The 16,853-nt window shown below is 37.0% G+C and carries 19 protein-coding genes; 13 read left to right on the forward strand and 6 right to left on the reverse strand.

Going from position 1 to position 16,853, the window contains the following annotated elements; translation table 11 throughout:
* Both NSQ14_RS07160 and def read right to left on the reverse strand, forming a co-directional pair.
* Complete coding sequence (locus NSQ14_RS07160; RefSeq protein WP_034769480.1) at window positions 1-210, reverse strand: DNA-dependent RNA polymerase subunit epsilon; 210 nt, start codon at window positions 208-210, stop codon at window positions 1-3.
* A 522-nt stretch (window positions 211-732) separates the two neighbouring features.
* Window positions 733-1,287: a peptide deformylase gene (gene def / locus NSQ14_RS07165; RefSeq protein ID WP_041845335.1), complete on the reverse strand. Its 555-nt coding sequence runs from the start codon at window positions 1,285-1,287 to the stop codon at window positions 733-735.
* A 231-nt stretch (window positions 1,288-1,518) separates the two neighbouring features.
* On the opposite strand from def, the gene NSQ14_RS07170 reads away from it, so the two are divergent.
* The 8 genes from NSQ14_RS07170 to NSQ14_RS07205 all read left to right on the forward strand — a co-directional run bounded on the left by NSQ14_RS07170 (window position 1,519) and on the right by NSQ14_RS07205 (window position 10,194).
* Window positions 1,519-2,169 carry a YkyA family protein gene (locus NSQ14_RS07170; protein WP_052514519.1) on the forward strand — a complete coding sequence of 217 codons (651 nt, stop codon included), beginning with the start codon at window positions 1,519-1,521 and terminating at the stop codon, window positions 2,167-2,169.
* 402 nt (window positions 2,170-2,571) lie between these two features.
* On the forward strand, window positions 2,572-3,687 hold the full coding sequence (gene pdhA / locus NSQ14_RS07175; RefSeq protein ID WP_034769489.1) for a pyruvate dehydrogenase (acetyl-transferring) E1 component subunit alpha: 1,116 nt from the start codon (window positions 2,572-2,574) through the stop codon (window positions 3,685-3,687).
* A gap of 3 nt (window positions 3,688-3,690) precedes the next feature.
* A complete protein-coding gene (locus NSQ14_RS07180; protein WP_346217043.1) occupies window positions 3,691-4,668 on the forward strand; it encodes an alpha-ketoacid dehydrogenase subunit beta in 978 nt (325 codons plus the stop codon).
* Window positions 4,669-4,923: 255 nt separating this feature from the next.
* The gene (locus NSQ14_RS07185; protein WP_041848642.1) at window positions 4,924-6,531 is read left to right on the forward strand and encodes a dihydrolipoyllysine-residue acetyltransferase; all 1,608 of its coding nucleotides are present in this window, start codon (window positions 4,924-4,926) and stop codon (window positions 6,529-6,531) included.
* 277 nt (window positions 6,532-6,808) lie between these two features.
* Complete coding sequence (lpdA, locus tag NSQ14_RS07190) at window positions 6,809-8,221, forward strand: dihydrolipoyl dehydrogenase (RefSeq protein ID WP_041848641.1); 1,413 nt, start codon at window positions 6,809-6,811, stop codon at window positions 8,219-8,221.
* A 316-nt stretch (window positions 8,222-8,537) separates the two neighbouring features.
* Complete coding sequence (locus tag NSQ14_RS07195) at window positions 8,538-8,663, forward strand: GapA-binding peptide SR1P (protein ID WP_095141686.1); 126 nt, start codon at window positions 8,538-8,540, stop codon at window positions 8,661-8,663.
* Between the two features lie 285 nt (window positions 8,664-8,948).
* Window positions 8,949-9,905 (forward strand): NAD(P)H-dependent flavin oxidoreductase, encoded by a 957-nt coding sequence (locus NSQ14_RS07200; protein ID WP_041848640.1) that lies wholly within the window; start codon window positions 8,949-8,951, stop codon window positions 9,903-9,905.
* A gap of 13 nt (window positions 9,906-9,918) precedes the next feature.
* Complete coding sequence (locus NSQ14_RS07205) at window positions 9,919-10,194, forward strand: UPF0223 family protein (protein WP_041848639.1); 276 nt, start codon at window positions 9,919-9,921, stop codon at window positions 10,192-10,194.
* A 57-nt stretch (window positions 10,195-10,251) separates the two neighbouring features.
* Here the strand turns inward: NSQ14_RS07205 and NSQ14_RS07210 are convergent, their stop codons facing one another.
* Window positions 10,252-10,869, reverse strand: coding sequence for a YktB family protein (locus NSQ14_RS07210; RefSeq protein ID WP_041848638.1), 618 nt, complete (start codon window positions 10,867-10,869; stop codon window positions 10,252-10,254).
* A 193-nt stretch (window positions 10,870-11,062) separates the two neighbouring features.
* On the opposite strand from NSQ14_RS07210, the gene NSQ14_RS07215 reads away from it, so the two are divergent.
* Window positions 11,063-11,869: an inositol monophosphatase family protein gene (locus NSQ14_RS07215; RefSeq protein ID WP_041848637.1), complete on the forward strand. Its 807-nt coding sequence runs from the start codon at window positions 11,063-11,065 to the stop codon at window positions 11,867-11,869.
* Window positions 11,870-11,925: 56 nt separating this feature from the next.
* On the opposite strand, the gene NSQ14_RS07220 is transcribed toward NSQ14_RS07215, so the two are convergent.
* Entirely contained in the window at window positions 11,926-12,111 is a 186-nt protein-coding gene (locus NSQ14_RS07220; protein ID WP_034769512.1) for a YlaF family protein, read from the reverse strand.
* 170 nt (window positions 12,112-12,281) lie between these two features.
* Here NSQ14_RS07220 and typA point away from each other — a divergent pair, with 170 nt between their 5' ends.
* The 3 genes from typA to NSQ14_RS07235 all read left to right on the forward strand — a co-directional run bounded on the left by typA (window position 12,282) and on the right by NSQ14_RS07235 (window position 14,867).
* The gene (gene typA, locus NSQ14_RS07225) at window positions 12,282-14,117 is read left to right on the forward strand and encodes a translational GTPase TypA (RefSeq protein WP_041845539.1); all 1,836 of its coding nucleotides are present in this window, start codon (window positions 12,282-12,284) and stop codon (window positions 14,115-14,117) included.
* Window positions 14,118-14,267: 150 nt separating this feature from the next.
* Window positions 14,268-14,573 (forward strand): YlaH-like family protein, encoded by a 306-nt coding sequence (locus NSQ14_RS07230; protein ID WP_375293554.1) that lies wholly within the window; start codon window positions 14,268-14,270, stop codon window positions 14,571-14,573.
* A 93-nt stretch (window positions 14,574-14,666) separates the two neighbouring features.
* Window positions 14,667-14,867, forward strand: a complete 201-nt coding sequence (locus NSQ14_RS07235) for a YlaI family protein (protein WP_034769567.1) — start codon at window positions 14,667-14,669, stop codon at window positions 14,865-14,867.
* Window positions 14,868-14,947: 80 nt separating this feature from the next.
* Here the strand turns inward: NSQ14_RS07235 and NSQ14_RS07240 are convergent, their stop codons facing one another.
* Together NSQ14_RS07240 and NSQ14_RS07245 are read right to left on the reverse strand one after the other, a co-directional pair.
* On the reverse strand, window positions 14,948-15,565 hold the full coding sequence (locus NSQ14_RS07240; protein ID WP_034769518.1) for a YhcN/YlaJ family sporulation lipoprotein: 618 nt from the start codon (window positions 15,563-15,565) through the stop codon (window positions 14,948-14,950).
* Between the two features lie 200 nt (window positions 15,566-15,765).
* On the reverse strand, window positions 15,766-16,293 hold the full coding sequence (locus tag NSQ14_RS07245; RefSeq protein ID WP_346217044.1) for a peptidyl-prolyl cis-trans isomerase: 528 nt from the start codon (window positions 16,291-16,293) through the stop codon (window positions 15,766-15,768).
* A 199-nt stretch (window positions 16,294-16,492) separates the two neighbouring features.
* Here NSQ14_RS07245 and NSQ14_RS07250 point away from each other — a divergent pair, with 199 nt between their 5' ends.
* Window positions 16,493-16,762, forward strand: a complete 270-nt coding sequence (locus NSQ14_RS07250; RefSeq protein ID WP_396122037.1) for a YlaN family protein — start codon at window positions 16,493-16,495, stop codon at window positions 16,760-16,762.
* Window positions 16,763-16,853: the final 91 nt, after the last annotated feature.

Consider the following 16,853-nt stretch of genomic DNA (forward strand, 5'->3'; position numbering starts at 1 on the left):
TTAAATCTCCATTAACTTAAAATTATTGCTTTGTTTTTCATATTCAAGATAGTTTCCTTCTAATTCTTGAATATGCTCGATTAGATATGGGGTTTCTTTAAATTTCCGATACACTTCTATTTTAGAATCAGCTTCTAAATAAAGCGCCTTTGTCCGTTCCCTGACTGGTATTTGATTTTTTGACTCTTGAACATAAACCTTAAAAATCATTTTGCTTAAACCTCTCCTTAACCGATTTCAAAAATAACTTTCCTTATTATAGCGAAAACAAAAAATAAATGCACGAAATGACCCGAAAAATTTTTTTAAAACTATTTCCATGAATCAATTTTGTACCGAACCAAGTTATTTATATACAGCTTACCACATTCATCATCATGAAATAAAATTTTTTGATTGAGAAAATCATGTTAGAACAAATGAAACTAACTATTTCATGAGTGAAAAAAGGGCAAGTCTATATTTAAGACAAGCCCGATTATGCAATCATTTTTTTTCGTAACAATTCTTTCCAACGATTTGCAAGCTTTTTCTTAAGCTTTTTTAACATCGTTGAACACTCCCTCCAAAGTTTTATCAAACAGAAAACTTTGTTGATTTTTCCGGAACCCATAAACTTATCTCTATTTATATTATATGACAAACCTCTTATAAATTTCATGGTGCAATCTGGAATATTTGTTAAAGTTTTGGATTTCCCTTCTCTATTAAATAAATGATGATTTCAAAAAATTAAAATTCAATAGCAATACCATTTTCAATTGGCCCAAACGGATTTTCCTGGTCAATTCGGTCGTAGAAAAGAATCCCGTTTAAATGATCAATTTCATGTTGAAAAGCAATCGCCGGTAGTCCTTTCAGACGTATTTTTACTTCCTCACCGTTCATATTGTATCCTTTCACGGTTACACGGGCGTGGCGAGGAACTAATCCGGGATGGGGCTCATCAACGGAAAGGCAGCCTTCACCGTTTTTTAAATATGATTTTTCCACTGAGTGACTGACAATTTTTGGATTAAATAAAGCATAACTATAGAGTTTTCCTTTTTCATCTTCCACATGAACGGCAATCATTCTTTTTGAAACATTGATCTGTGGAGCGGCCAGACCGATTCCCGGACGTAATCCGTATTTTTGAGCGATTTCTTCATCTTGGCTGTTTATTACATACTCCAATAAGGACTTTAATATTTTTTTATCTTCTTCAGACGGCGGCATTGCTACTTCCTCGGCAACTTTTCTTAATGTCGGGTGCCCGTCACGAATAATATCTTTCATTATTATCACATATATCCCTCCTCGTATAAAACTTTTAACTATAAACAGTCTACCAAACAGTCTAACAAAGTTTTGCCAAAAAGTTAATAAAACAATCTATCATATGGTATAGTAAATGGATTCTATGAATATAGTATAGAAAGTTGGTTTATCGATAGGAGCAAGAGATTTAAGAAAAAACTTTTCTGCCATATATTATGCAGTTCAATTATAATATGGATAAAGATTGGAGGTCCTATCTTGAAAAACCGAAATTTAAAATTACAGATTATCTTATTGCTGGTTATCGCTATTTTATCCGGATGTTTTTCACGACCGGAGGAAAAGATACATAAAAAACTGGAAGAAGTTGTAAAACTGGAAGAAGATTTTAAAAACGAGCAAAAACCATTGATCAAGTTAGAGGAAAAGGAGAAAAAACTTTACGAGCAAATCATCGAATTAGGATATAAGGAACACGACAAATTGATTGCTCTTGCGGACGAGGCAATTGAAGTTTCGAACCAAAGGCAGGAACACCTAAATGAAGAAAAGAAAAGTATTGTTACCGCCAGTGAAAAATTTGAATCGGTAAAGAATCAAATTGATAAACTTGAATCATCACAACTAAAAAAAGATGGACAGGAACTTTATGCAATTATGGAAAAAAGATATAAAGTTTATCATCAGCTATATGCTGAATACAGCAAGGCGACAAAAAAAGATAAAAAATTGTATGAAGCCTTTAAAGATAAGAATATGACGCTGGAAAAATTGCAAGAAAAAATTGATGAAATTAACCAAGCTTATGAACAAGTATATTTACTTAACGATCAATTTAATGAATTGACAAAAAAGTACAATAAGAAAAAGTTGGCATTTTATCGTAAAGCCGGACTTATTAAAAAGTAACTCAAAATTGGATTGGGTTACTTTTTTTGAATCTTTAATTGGGGGTATTTGTCTTTCCGTTAAGGTGGGATAAATCATATTAGTAAGTTATTTATGCAATTTTGTACTAATACAGATATGATTTTATTATTAGTACAGATGGAAACAGAATTTTTTTAAAAAATAACTTATTGAAGAAAAATACTTTTTAAAACCCAAAAAGATTGACGAATTGGTTTTTGTAGGTGTACACTTATTTATGAAAATGATTGTATCAATTTTATTTGATCAACTATTGGTACAGATTAAAAAGTTACCTTGGCGGGGGATAAGAAAGAAATTATTAAAAAAAATGTTTCTTTTTACGTGTTAAAGGGAAAATATGAGTAGAATAAAAAATTTCATAAAGAAAGGAAGAGAAACATGGCCTCCAAAACGAATAATATTGTGGTCGATCTAGCGAAACAACTTGATGTGGTTGATAAAGAATTTCAAACGTTGCAAATTTTGAATGAAGAAGGGGAAATTGTCAACCAAGATGCTGTTCCGGATCTAACTGATGAACAATTGCAAGAATTGATGCGTCGTATGGTTTATACACGTATTCTTGATCAACGCAGCATTTCATTAAATCGCCAAGGACGTCTCGGTTTTTATGCACCAACAGCCGGTCAAGAAGCTTCCCAAATTGCTTCTCATTTCGCATTAGAAAAGGAAGATTTCATTTTACCGGGATATCGTGATGTACCTCAAATCATTTGGCATGGGTTGCCTTTACATCAAGCGTTTTTATGGTCACGCGGACATTTCCAAGGTATTCAAATACCGGAAGACTTACACATTCTTCCACCACAAATTATTATCGGTGCCCAATATGTCCAAACAGCCGGAGTTGCATTAGGAATTAAGAAAAACGGGAAGAAATCTGTCGCTATTACATATACAGGTGACGGCGGTACTTCACAAGGTGATTTTTACGAAGGTATTAATTTTGCTGGTGCGTATCAAGTTCCTGCTATTTTTATTGTACAAAACAATCAATTTGCAATTTCAACTCCTCGTGAAAAACAAACAGCTGCCCGGACGCTTGCACAAAAAGCGGTTGCAGCCGGTATTCCAGGTATCCAAGTAGATGGTATGGATCCATTGGCTGTTTATGCTGCAGTAAAAGAAGCGAGAGAACGTGCAATAAACGGAGAAGGACCAACTTTGATTGAAACATTAACATATCGCTATGGTCCACACACAATGAGCGGTGATGATCCGACCCGTTATCGGACAAAAGAATTAGATAGTGAATGGGAGAAAAAAGATCCATTAGTTCGGTTCCGTAAATATCTGGAAAATAAAGGTATTTGGAATGAAGAAATGGAAGAAAAGGTAATTGAACAGGCAAAAGAAGATATTAAAGAAGCAATTAAGAAAGCAGATGCTGCTCCAAAACAAAAAGTTACTGATTTGATATCGATTATGAACGTAGAATTACCTTCTAATTTAAAAGAACAGTACGAAATTTATAAAGAAAAGGAGTCGAAGTAAGCGATGGCTCAAATGACAATGATTCAAGCAATTAATGATGCGATGCGCCAAGAATTAAAAAGGGATGAGAAAGTATTAATTTTTGGGGAAGATGTAGGGAAAAATGGTGGTGTATTCCGCGCAACCGAAAACCTACAGGCAGAATTTGGCGAAGAACGTGTATTTGACACACCGCTTGCTGAATCCGGAATCGGTGGTCTTGCAATTGGTTTAGCCCTTGAAGGTTTCCGTCCGGTCCCGGAAATCCAATTTTTCGGCTTCGTATATGAAGTGATGGATTCCATTGCCGGTCAAATGGCTCGCTACCGGTTCCGTACCGGCGGGAGTTATAAAATGCCAATTACTTTCCGTTCACCATTTGGTGGTGGGGTTCATACACCGGAAATGCATGCGGACAGTTTAGAAGGGTTAATGGCTCAAACACCGGGATTAAGAGTCGTGATTCCGTCTACTCCTTATGATGCAAAAGGATTATTAATCTCGGCCATTCGTTCAGATGACCCGGTTATCTTTTTAGAACACATGAAACTTTATCGCTCATTCCGCCAAGAAGTTCCTGAAGGTGATTATACCGTTGAAATCGGTAAAGCGGATATAAAGCGTGAAGGTAAGGATATTTCCATTATTAGTTATGGTGCAATGGTTCATGAATCTTTAAAAGCAGCTGAAGAACTTGAAAAAGAAGGGTATTCTGCTGAAGTTGTTGATTTGCGAACAGTAAGTCCGTTGGATGTTGATACGATTGTTGCTTCCGTTGAAAAAACAAATCGTGCCATTGTTGTTCAAGAAGCACAAAGAGTTGCCGGTGTGGCTGCTAATGTCGTTGCAGAAATAAATGAACGAGCCATATTAAGTTTGGAAGCACCTGTATTACGTGTAACTGCACCTGATACAGTATATCCATTCTCACAAGCTGAATCGGTTTGGATTCCAAATTACAAAGATATTATTGAAACGGCTAAAAAAGTATTAACTTTCTAAGCGAAGATATGTGAGGACGGAAAGTAGCGGAACTTTTTCGTCCCTTCCTTCTTTTTATCCAACCTTAGCGGCGAGTCAAATCCTACCTCTAGATTCGGAATTTGCACACATGTAAGTGGGGAATGAATTGCCCGTAAAGGTCAGATTGCTTTATCCAAACATCAGTGTCGATGAAGAAATATCCCACTGATGGAAGTTTCTCTTATTACTCTTAACTTAAACCGCATATGAACAATATCACTAGGAGGGATATTTGTGGCATTCGAATTTAAATTACATGATATTGGTGAAGGCATCACTGAGGGAGAAATCGTCAAATGGTTTGTAAAGCCTGGTGATACCGTTAAAGAAGACGATGTACTTGTTGAAATTCAAAATGATAAATCAGTAGTCGAAATTCCATCACCCGTAGAAGGAAAAATATTGGAAATTAAAGTTTCGGAAGGAGAAACAGCAGTTGTAGGTGATGTACTCGTTACCATTGATGCACCAGGACATGAAAGTGCACAACCTTCATCAGAAACAAAAGCAGAAGCGGCACCTGCGACAGAACCTAGCCAAGTTAGCGGTGGCGTATCATTGTACGAATTTAAATTACATGATATTGGTGAAGGGATTAACGAAGGCGAAATCGTCAAATGGTTTGTAAAGCCTGGTGACATCGTAAAAGAAGATGATGTACTTGTTGAAATTCAAAATGATAAATCAGTAGTTGAAATTCCATCACCCGTTAAAGGGAAAGTATTAGAAATAAAAGTACAAGAGGGAGAAACTGCCGTTGTTGGTGACGTGCTGGTTACATTTGACGCCCCGGGATATGGTGTGACACAAGAAGGACCTGCACCTCAAGCTGAAACATCACAAACACCGGAAGCTGTCGAAACTGCTGCACCTCAAGGAAATCAGCAAACGGCAAATGTCGATCCAAATCGTCATGTCATTGCAATGCCTAGCGTTCGTAAATACGCTCGTGAAAAAGGTATAGATATTCGTTTAGTTGCCGGAACCGGTAAAAATGGGCGAGTATTAAAAGCGGATGTTGATGCATTTGTAAGTGGAGGACAAGCAATAACACAAGCACCAGCCCAACCTTCTCCAGCAGCAGAGACTACATCAGAAAAAGAAACTACACCTGTTCAAAACGTTGTACCAACAGGTGAATATCCGGAAACACGTGAAAAAATGAGCGGAATTCGAAAAGCCATTGCAAAGAAAATGGTTGAATCGAAAACAACTGCCCCTCACGTTACATTAATGGACGAAGTAGATGTGACAAAACTTGTAGCACATCGAAAGAAATTTAAAGAAGTAGCTGCTCAAAAAGGGATTAAACTCACTTTCTTACCTTATGTAGTTAAAGCATTAGTGAGTGCTTTACGTGAATATCCGGCGTTAAATCAATCTCTTGATGAAGCAACACAAGAAATTGTTCATAAACATTATTATAACATCGGAATTGCTGCTGATACCGAGCGCGGCTTAATGGTACCGGTTGTTAAAGATGCCGACCGTAAATCAATGTTTACTATATCGGCGGAAATCAATGAATTAGCCGGTAAAGCTCGTGAAGGTAAACTTTCTCCTAATGAAATGAGAGGAGGTTCAGCAACTATTTCAAATATCGGTTCTGTTGGTGGGCAATGGTTCACCCCGGTTCTAAATTATCCGGAAGTTGCTATACTTGGAGTCGGACGAATTTCGGAAAAACCAATTGTTCGTGATGGTGAAATTGTAGCTGCACCAATGCTTGCATTATCGTTAAGTTTCGACCACCGATTAATCGATGGCGCAACCGGACAAAGTGCATTGAATCATATCAAACGTTTATTAAGTGATCCTGAATTATTGTTAATGGAAGTATAGAGCCGGATAAAACTTTGAGAAGCTGCATGATCTTTAAAATTTCCAACCTTGATATCAGTGGAAAATTAATGCGAGATTTTTTCTATATTGTTATACTAGGTATGGGGCGTATAGTCATTATGACAAAATATGGAAATGGGGAAATTTTTGCAGCTTCTCTGGTATTATTTGTATGTTTTGCCGTTTTACCGGTAGACAATTAATAAGTTTAATCAAATGATTCCATAATTTTTATTTACTAACGACCCAGAACTTTTATTAATGGAGGCGTAAAAAAATGGTTGTAGGAGATTTTCCAATCGAAACAGATACAATTGTCATCGGAGCTGGTCCGGGGGGATATGTTGCCGCAATTCGTGCCGCACAATTAGGTCAAAAGGTGACAGTTGTTGAAAAAGATGCTGTCGGCGGTGTTTGCTTAAACGTTGGATGTATTCCTTCAAAAGCATTAATCAACGTTTCACATAAATTTCGCGAGGCAAAACATTCTGAAGAACTTGGTATTACTGCGGAACAAGTTAAAGTAGATTTTTCCAAAGTTCAAGCATTTAAAGACAGTGTGGTTAAAAAATTAACAGGCGGAGTTTCCGGCCTTTTAAAAGGTCATAAGATTGAAGTTGTCAAAGGTGAAGCTTACTTTGTCGACAGTAATTCCTTACGTGTAATGACAGAAAAAAGTGCACAAACTTATACGTTTAAAAATGCAATTGTCGCTACCGGTTCCCGTCCAATCGAGCTAAAAACATTTAAATTTTCTAAGCGAGTACTTGATTCTACCGGTGCCCTTGCACTTAAAGAAATTCCGGAACATATTGTTATTATCGGTGGTGGCGTCATCGGTCTTGAACTTGGCGGTGTATATGCGAACTTCGGGACCAAAGTGACCATTTTAGAAGGTATGGATGATATTCTTGGTGGTAATTACGCAAAACAAATGACTCAACTAGTGAAAAAGAACTTTAAAAATAAAGGTGCAGAAATTATTACTAAAGCAATGGCTAAAGGTGTGGAAGAAAGTGACACCGGTGTAGTTGTTACATATGAAGCCGGCGGCAAAGAAGAAAAAGTTTCTGCTGATTATGTATTTGTTATGGTCGGGCGCCGTCCGAATACAGATGAATTAGGTCTTGAACAAGCAGGGGTTAAATTAACGGACCGTGGCTTAGTTGAAATCGATAAACAATGCCGGACCAATGTACCGAATATCTATGCGATCGGTGATATTGTTGCCGGGCCGCAATTGGCTCATAAAGCCTCTTATGAAGGGAAAATTGCTGCTGAAGCCATTGCTGGACAACCGTCTGAAATTGATTATCTTGGTATTCCTGCTGTTGTTTTCTCAGATCCTGAACTTGCAACTGTAGGATACACGCCAGAGCAAGCCAAAGCAGAAGGCATTGAAGTTACGGTAGGTAAATTCCCTTATGCGGCATTAGGCCGTTCATTAGCATTAAATAATACGGAAGGCTTTTATCAATTAGTCGTACGTAAAGAAGACGGTGTCGTCATTGGCGGTCAAATCGCCGGACCAAATGCTTCCGACTTAATTGCGGAAATCGGTCTGGCTGTTGAAACGGGTGTAACGGCTGAAGATATTGCCTTAACGATCCATGCGCATCCAACATTTGGCGAGATTGCCATGGAAGCTGCCGAAGTTGCTTTAGGTACGCCTATCCACATTTTAAAATAATATCTACTGATAAAGTACTCCGGGCTATATGCTCGGGGTATTTTTTTGTACACTAAGGAACCAACATAGCAACAATCATGAAAAAGGGTTTATTTACATAGTAACTTTATTTCATATTGGTTTCTATTCAGTTAAACGATTTTTACTAGCATACAACTGTAATGATAAGAAAAAATAAAAATGTATATCACAATACGGTTAAATTTAAAAATTTATTAATATATATTGACAGGTAATGAAATATAATATATTATATAACTACAAATTGTATAACACATTAGATTATTATGTTACATTAATTGAAAGGGGAATCACAATGGGTCAAATCGTATGTTCTGTTTGCAATTCTACAGTAGATTATTTTGAGGATGAAAAAGTTACCGTCCTATATGGACAGTGTTCTACTTGCGATTGTGAACATCATCATGATTATGAAGAATAAAAAAAGGGGTATTTGTTTGTTTACTTGAAGGGGATACATACTAATTGTATCCCTTATTTTATGTTAATAGGCGATCCAAAATTTTAAAAAAGTTGCACTGAATTTCTTTGGAAGATATTCTTTATGAATCTGCTAAAACATCCGTTCTAGAAAATAAAACAACCATTAACATTCCTCGTCTACCATTGTGTTTCTTTTCGTGACTTTCGGAAAGTGGTTTTTCCAATGTAAAAACTGGTATAATTTTCTTGTGATTTCTGATTTATTTGTAAAGGGGGGTCCAAGTTGGATTGGTCAACGCGGATAACAAAATTATTAAAGATTCAATACCCGATTATTCAAGGAGGTCTTGCCTACTTAGCGTACAGCGAACTGGCGGCAGCCGTATCTAACGCAGGCGGATTAGGACAAATTACAGCAATGAGTTTAAAACAGCCTGATGATTTACGAAAAGAAATAAGAAAGCTGAAATCGCTGACAAGTCGTCCGTTTGGGGTTAATTTTGCAATCGGTCAACATGGGAGACCTTATGAGGATTTTTTACAAGTAATCATTGAAGAAGAAGTACCTGTTGTATCCGTAACAGGTGGAAACCCGGCCCCTTTTTTTGAAAAACTTGTCGGCCAAGATATAATCAAATTAGTCTTAGTAGCGTCAAAGCGTCAAGCTCAAAAAGCCGAGCAGCTTGGTGCAGATGCAGTCATGGTAGTCGGCCAAGAAGGCGGGGGACATCTGGGCAGAGACGATGTATCCACGCTTGTCCTTGTACCTCAAGTTGTCGATGCTGTTTCGATACCGGTCATCGCCTCCGGGGGAATTGGAGATGGCAGGGGATTGATGGCGGCTTTAAGTCTTGGCGCTGAAGGAATTGAAATGGGAACCCGCTTTATTGCAACGAAGGAGTGTGTTCATGCACACGATCTCTATAAACAAGCGTTAATTACCGGAGATGAAACCGGAACTACGGTCATTAAACGGTCATTGGGAGCACCGGCTCGAGCTATTAGAAACGCTTGGACGGATAAAATTCTTGAACTTGAAAAAAATCGTGCGACTTATGAAGATTTAAAGGATTATATTTCCGGAGAAACGAATAAGAAATATATATATGAAGGAAAAATAAATGAAGGGTTTGCTTGGGCAGGACAAGTGATGGGGTTAATTAAAGATGTCCCTTCAGTGGAAGAACTATTTCACAGGATGATTACCGAAGCTGAAAAAATTCGTATAAAATGGCGATAATTTGGAGGTAAACATGGAATATTCCTATCCGATCTCCATGGATTGGACAACCGAAGAAATCATATCCGTTGTTCAATTTTTTGAAGCGATCGAAAAGGTGTATGATAAAGGTATAGAAAGAACACGGTTGATGGAACAATATCGGAAGTTTAAACAAGTGGTTCCTGGTATTGGCGAGGAAAAGAAGGTTTTTCGAGAATTTGAAGAAGTGAGCGGTTATTCGGCTTATCATGCCGTAAAAAAATTGAAAGAGTCAAACGTGGATACGGAAATCATTAAATTGCCTTAATGTAAAACGGTAATCGGAATTCCAATCAGTGGAATTGCCCACTGATTGGAAGTTCTTTTACCGGAAGGACATTTGATAAATCGGTACTAAAGTTTTGAAAGTTGAGGTAGCTAATTCTAAAAACCGTTTACCATCTTTTAAAATCGGATCATTTTTAGCAATATTTCTGCCTAGTAGAAATTCAGCTTTTATTACTTGCTTAAATCGCAATAATGTTTCTTCCAAATCGATCTCTTGAATGGAATTGGCATTTTTATTCATATGATCCGTGGAAACGACAAAGTCATTCGTGATGAGCTGTTTCATCTCGTTCATATGATTTAACAGATTATCGGCTATTTGTGCTTTGTTGGGTAATTCATAAATATAGGCAAGCCAGAGAAATACATGATCATCAAAAAGGCCAACTTGAAAATGGGGGAATTGTTTGTAGCCCCGTTTATTCGGTCCGATAGCAAGCCATGTATCCTTTGGCGGGTTGACTTTCCGTCTAGCATGTTTTGCGATATGTAAAAACATTTCATTACCAACCATGGCAGATAATTCCGCCGTTAAATATGTACCGATTTCTCGAAACTTTGGTTGAATTCGATCCTTAATCGCAGTCATTCGTTCATCCAATCCGGCAATCGAAAAGACTTGAAAATCTTCTTCTGAAAATCCTGTAAATTCCATTGTATATATAACAACTCCTATGCAAGCATTTTTTACTTTGACGATATTTTAACATATTTCAACAGGAAAGTTTAACTGTAAGCAATTGTACCCTTGTTTTTTCCAAAAAATAAAGCAAGCGATACTTTTCATTTCGACTTGGTGTATGATAATAAAAAATAAGGACAAAAAGTAATATTTGGAGGCAAACTCAATGATTGATTGGTTAGTATTAGATCGAGAAATAAAAATATGGATTCAAGAAGCGGGAGAAAGGATTCGTCATTCTTTACAAAATAAATTACAAATATCAACAAAATCGAATCCGAATGATTTAGTTACGAATGTTGACAAAGATACCGAGCAATTTTTTATAGAAAAAATTCGCTCAACTTATCCGGGTCATCGAATATTGGGGGAAGAAGGCGGCGGTGACGAAATTACTGATGTCAGAGGGGTAATTTGGGTTATCGATCCCATTGACGGGACGATGAATTTTGTTCATATGCATCGAAATTTCACCATTTCAATTGGCGTTTTTGGAGATGGCGTTGGTCAGCTTGGGTATATTTACGATGTTATCCACGATGAGCTTTATTCAGCTGTCAAAGGGAAAGGTGCATTGTTTAATGACCAACCGATACCAAGATTAGAAGAAGTTTCAATTGAAAAAGCAATTGTAGGAATGAATCCTATCTGGCTAACAAATAATCGACGTATTGATCCGGAATATTTAAGACGGCTTGTAAAAGACATACGAGGAACAAGATCCTTTGGTTCAGCTGCTCTTGAAATGGGCTATGTTGCTTGCGGCTGGCTGGATGCCTATATTGCCATGCATTTATCACCGTGGGATTTTGCGGCAGGTTGGGTCATTGTGGAAGAATTAGGCGGAAAGGCAACAAAATTAAACGGTGAACCTTTGTCACTCCTAGAAAAAAGTTCGCTATTTGTGGCAAAGCCCGGCTTGCACCAAGTCATTTTGGATAATTACCTGCAAAATTATGTGGAAAAAAATTAAAGCTCCGAAAAAACGAAAGGTATGCCTAAACAATCAAACGGCATACCTTCCATCGATTATAATTTCCCCGATTCTCTCATCTTTTTCTTCGTACGGAACCCAAAGCCCATAATCAAAATTAAGAGTACAATGAATGTAAAAATTAGCGTTATGCTTTGAAATGAAACGGAAATACCGATACCGATCATCGCTGCAACTGCTAAGAAAGAATAAAGGAGAAAATTCCACTGAATCTTTTTCAAATTATCCCATCCTTTTTGTTAAAAATCATCATATATTTCCCGGCAAATTGTAAAAAATATAAAATGTCTATATGCTTTTATTTTACTAGATGATTTAATTTTTTTCCACAATGATGGTCAGTTGTGTTATAATAGAAAGGTTGATTTTCGAAAAGAAAGCAGGAGAAAGTATGAAAGTAAGGGAAGATATTAGAAATATAGCGATCATTGCCCATGTTGACCATGGGAAAACGACTTTGGTCGATCAATTATTGAAACAATCCGGTATTTTTCGTGCTAATGAGTATGTTCAAGAACGGGCCATGGATTCCAATGACCTGGAACGGGAAAGAGGAATTACAATCTTAGCAAAAAATACCGCTGTACAATATAAAGATGTAAAAATTAATATTTTGGACACACCGGGACACGCCGATTTCAGTGGGGAAGTTGAGCGAATTATGAAACTGGTCGATGGTGTGTTGTTAGTTGTTGATGCTTATGAAGGATGTATGCCGCAAACACGATTTGTTTTAAAAAAAGCACTCGAACAACATTTAACACCGATTGTCGTCGTTAACAAAATTGACCGTGATTTTGCAAGACCGGAAGAAGTGGTAGATGAAGTATTGGATTTATTCATTGAATTAGATGCGGATGATGATCAGTTGGATTTTCCAGTTGTTTATTGTTCAGCGATTAACGGTACCGCAAGCGTGGATCCGGACCCGGCAAAACAGGATGAAAATATGCAAGTCTTATTCGATACGATTTTAGAAAAAATTCCTGCACCTGTTGATAATCGTGAAGAACCGTTACAAATGCAAGTGGCCCTCCTTGATTATAATGAATATGTCGGTCGTATTGGTATTGGTCGGGTATTCCGTGGAACAATGCGAGTCGGTGAACAAGTGGCATTGATGAAGCTTGACGGTAGTGTGAAACAATTTCGGGTCACGAAAATGTTTGGGTTTTTAGGATTGAAGCGGGTTGAAATAAATGAAGCAAATGCCGGTGATCTTGTTGCCGTATCAGGAATGGAAGATATAAACGTTGGTGAAACGATTTGTCCGATTGATTTCCAAGAAGCATTACCACCGCTTCGCATTGATGAACCTACTTTAAAAATGACCTTTCTTGTTAATAATAGCCCTTTTGCCGGACGGGAAGGAAAATGGGTTACGGCAAGAAAAATAGAAGAGAGACTAAAAACGGAATTGCATACCGATGTCAGTCTTCGTGTAGATCCAACTGATTCCGCTGATTCCTGGGTTGTTTCCGGTCGTGGGGAATTGCATCTGTCAATTTTAATCGAAACGATGAGAAGAGAAGGCTATGAATTGCAAGTATCCAAACCGGAAGTCATTTTAAAGGAAATCGACGGCAAAATTTGTGAACCATTTGAAAGAGTCGTTATTGATACACCTGAAGAATATGTAGGTGCCGTTTTGGAATCGTTAGGAAGAAGAAAAGGCGATATGATTGATATGAGCAATAACGGAAAGGGACAAGTTCGCCTCATTTTCCTTGTTCCTTCTCGTGGCTTAATTGGTTATAATACAGAATTATTAACATTAACAAAAGGGTATGGAATTTATAACCACTCTTTTGAAAAATATTTGCCAAAACTGTCTGGTCAAGTTGGCGGACGGATTCGCGGTGTTCTTGTCTCAATGGAGACCGGTGTTGCTTCGACTTACGGTATCATGCAAGTGGAAGACCGCGGGGTAATTTTTGTTGAACCTGGAACAGAAGTTTACGGTGGAATGATTGTCGGCGAACATAATAGAGAAAATGATATTACAGTAAATATTTGTAAAACAAAACATCAAACTAATGTTCGTTCAGCGACAAAAGACCAAACGGCAGTTATTAAAAAACCGCGTTCATTTTCTTTGGAAGAAGCCCTGCAATATATTGATGAAGATGAATATGTAGAAGTAACTCCGGAATCGATTCGCATGCGGAAAAAAATATTGGATAAGTCATTACGCGAAAAAACAGCCAGAAAGAAAAAAGCAGAGTAATGAAGAAAGAAAACTCGGATACCCGAGTTTTCTTTCTTCATACATTTTATAGAATAGAAAAGAGTTTTTTTACAAATCTGTCTGTGTCGTGTATGATAATAGAAATAATACAATTTGCAAAACTAAGCTGTTGTTTTGGGGGGAATGGGGTTGTTAGAGAATCGTCTTTCTTTTTTTGCGGCATTATACAAAGTTGATGAAAATCCGGAAATAGGTATGTGGCTTCTTTACAGTACCATTGTACTTTTAAGCATTGCCGCTTATAAACTTGGTTTTGCCCAAAAATTGCCATTATTAAAGTCTTTAATCATTTACGCTTTTCTATTGTTAGGCTGTACGATTTTGAGCTTTTTAGGTACATTTTTACCTGTAGCAGAAGGTTTAGTAGTCATTTGCCTTGTTTTAACTATTTATCGAGTTCGCAGGAAGTTTGACCAAAATAAAGCTGTTCAATAATAATGATGTTTGACACTTGATATTTGGATACGGTTCAAAATGGTATGGTATAATGGTTTTATACTGAAAAAGCGTATTGTTTTGGAGGAAGCAATGAAAGTACAATGTGTGATATGCGATAAAATCGAGGAAATTGATGACGAATTACCGCTTGCAAAAAAATTGAGAAATCGTCCGATCCATACATATATGTGTCAGGCATGTCATGATCGAATTAAAGAGCGTACGGAAGCGAGAATATCAACCGGAAAATTTAGGTTGTACCGATCTGTTCATAGAGATGATGAATGGTGAGGACTGGCAAAAAGTTAAAAAATATTGCAAGAAAACCGGGATAGGCCTGTCCCGGTTTTTATTTTATAAACAATTTCCAATCATTGGTTATTATCTTTATAATGATTTGATTGTTTGTTTTGTTGATTGTTAAGTTTTTTTGCATCTTTTTGTCCATCCGTTTCTTGTTTCGGTTCTTCGGTACGATTTTCGATGCTTGGATCCTGTAGGTCTCCCGGCACTTCCGGCATAAGACGGCCAACAATATCAGATAATTCATTTAGGACACCTTGAACGGGCCTTCCATCTTGAATATCATTTCTAATTTCATCGATGCGGGCAAAAAAATCCGGATCAGCAACGACAACCGCATTAGCACCATAAGGATCCTTTTTTAGTGCTTCAGCAACAGAATATTTTATCGAACCCACTTTCGAACGATCTAAATCTTTGTCAACGTCAATTCCAACGACAGCAAATTTCCCAAGTGCTACCGCTGTCGCATTATTTACATTGGGGACATCTGCCGCTAAATTTGCCAAATGGTTGGATATTTCTTCACTGTCTTCCTTCCTTACTTCATTTATACTCGAATTTTTAACGTTCATATATTGACTGCGATTATTATCGGAGGTATCTGTTACCCCATTATTTTGACGGCATCCACTTAATTGAAATACAGAAAATAAACAAATAATAAATATGATTATTTTTTTCATAATGTCACCTCTATCAAGTCATTGTTGTCTTTTCTAAGCGGGAGAATGCAAATCCGGATTTCTCCGGAACGCTTCCATGCAATCTGAAAATTTTCCGACTAATACGTTTTAACTTCTGATTGGGTTTCACTTTATTTAGTATAATTTGTCAAAACGTATTTTTTTATACATGAACAACGAAATGATAGAGGATAATCATTTTATTCAATGATTAACGCAAGAACATCTGTAATAGGATTGTCCAAATTTGATCCGTCTTTGAATAAAATGTGAACGGGTCCATTTGCTTTTAAAGGGCTTCCATTTTCAGAAAATTTAAAGATGAGATCTTTTGCTTCATTAAGTGGAATCGTCACTTTGTTATTTTTTGTTTCAATGACTAATTTTGTCGCTTCCGGTAATGGCTCGGCATTATTGAGAAATGGTTCAAAAATAATTCCAAATGTCCCTGTTAGCAATTTTTCCTTTTCATATTTTTTTTCTGTTTTTAAAGTTGGTGGTGATACAGAGCCTTCCCTGATCTCCCGGTCCCAATAATGGGATAGTTTTTCTTCATATGGAATATCTGATTCATTTCTGTTTTTTCCCGCAAAATATGTATCTAAATCAATGCGGCGATCGTCAAAAATCCATACGCCCGGATCTAAAGTAATTTTAAACTTTACTTTTCCTTTAATTTCAATAATTTGTCCCAATGCTGTCGCTCCTTCACTCAAAAATAATTTCATCAAAATGGTCTTCGTTTAAAGTATACCGATGAAAAGAAAAGTTGTCACATAGTATGATTTTATTTGTTAGGTGTAGAAGATTATTGGCGCTTTTAAAAGTTTCAACATCTCTTGTTTTCCTTGCATTTTTCTTGTTTAGAAGGTAGAATTTTAACAAGAATGGTTTTCTTGTAAGGGGGGAATGATGGTGGCGTCTGAAATGAAATTAGATCATCGGGAGAAAGCCTATCTTTTGTTGCAATCGTATGCGGATAAGATTATTAAGCTTATCCAAGTTCAAATGGATCACTTAACGATGCCCCAATGCCCATTATATGAAGAAGTATTAGATACGCAAATGTTTGGTCTTTCCCGTCAAATAGATTTTGCCGTAAAACTCGGGCTCGTCGATGAACAAGATGGTAAGAACTTATTAGATTCAGTTGAACGGAAACTATCTGCTCTGCATGAAGCTTCGTTGAAAAAGTAATAACGATTCATAGCTCAAACAGTTGAACGGCCAATTGTTTGGGTTTTTTTATAGGATAAGTATAAAAATACTGGTTAAAACCTTTGGACAA

It is taken from the genome of Caldifermentibacillus hisashii (assembly GCF_039654145.1).
GTDB classification, from domain to species: Bacteria; Bacillota; Bacilli; order Bacillales; family Caldibacillaceae; genus Caldifermentibacillus; species Caldifermentibacillus hisashii.

What these genes read in the sequence shown, in the direction of transcription:
- NSQ14_RS07160 (WP_034769480.1), bottom strand. Translation starts at nt 210, where the DNA reads ATGATTTTTAAGGTTTATGTTCAAGAGTCAAAAAATCAAATACCAGTC.
- pdhA (WP_034769489.1), top strand. Translation starts at nt 2,572, where the DNA reads ATGGCCTCCAAAACGAATAATATTGTGGTCGATCTAGCGAAACAACTT.
- NSQ14_RS07180 (WP_346217043.1), top strand. Translation starts at nt 3,691, where the DNA reads ATGGCTCAAATGACAATGATTCAAGCAATTAATGATGCGATGCGCCAA.
- lpdA (WP_041848641.1), top strand. Translation starts at nt 6,809, where the DNA reads ATGGTTGTAGGAGATTTTCCAATCGAAACAGATACAATTGTCATCGGA.
- NSQ14_RS07195 (WP_095141686.1), top strand. Translation starts at nt 8,538, where the DNA reads ATGGGTCAAATCGTATGTTCTGTTTGCAATTCTACAGTAGATTATTTT.
- NSQ14_RS07205 (WP_041848639.1), top strand. Translation starts at nt 9,919, where the DNA reads ATGGAATATTCCTATCCGATCTCCATGGATTGGACAACCGAAGAAATC.
- NSQ14_RS07210 (WP_041848638.1), bottom strand. Translation starts at nt 10,869, where the DNA reads ATGGAATTTACAGGATTTTCAGAAGAAGATTTTCAAGTCTTTTCGATT.
- NSQ14_RS07215 (WP_041848637.1), top strand. Translation starts at nt 11,063, where the DNA reads ATGATTGATTGGTTAGTATTAGATCGAGAAATAAAAATATGGATTCAA.
- typA (WP_041845539.1), top strand. Translation starts at nt 12,282, where the DNA reads ATGAAAGTAAGGGAAGATATTAGAAATATAGCGATCATTGCCCATGTT.
- NSQ14_RS07235 (WP_034769567.1), top strand. Translation starts at nt 14,667, where the DNA reads ATGAAAGTACAATGTGTGATATGCGATAAAATCGAGGAAATTGATGAC.
- NSQ14_RS07240 (WP_034769518.1), bottom strand. Translation starts at nt 15,565, where the DNA reads ATGAAAAAAATAATCATATTTATTATTTGTTTATTTTCTGTATTTCAA.
- NSQ14_RS07245 (WP_346217044.1), bottom strand. Translation starts at nt 16,293, where the DNA reads ATGAAATTATTTTTGAGTGAAGGAGCGACAGCATTGGGACAAATTATT.
- NSQ14_RS07250 (WP_396122037.1), top strand. Translation starts at nt 16,493, where the DNA reads ATGAAATTAGATCATCGGGAGAAAGCCTATCTTTTGTTGCAATCGTAT.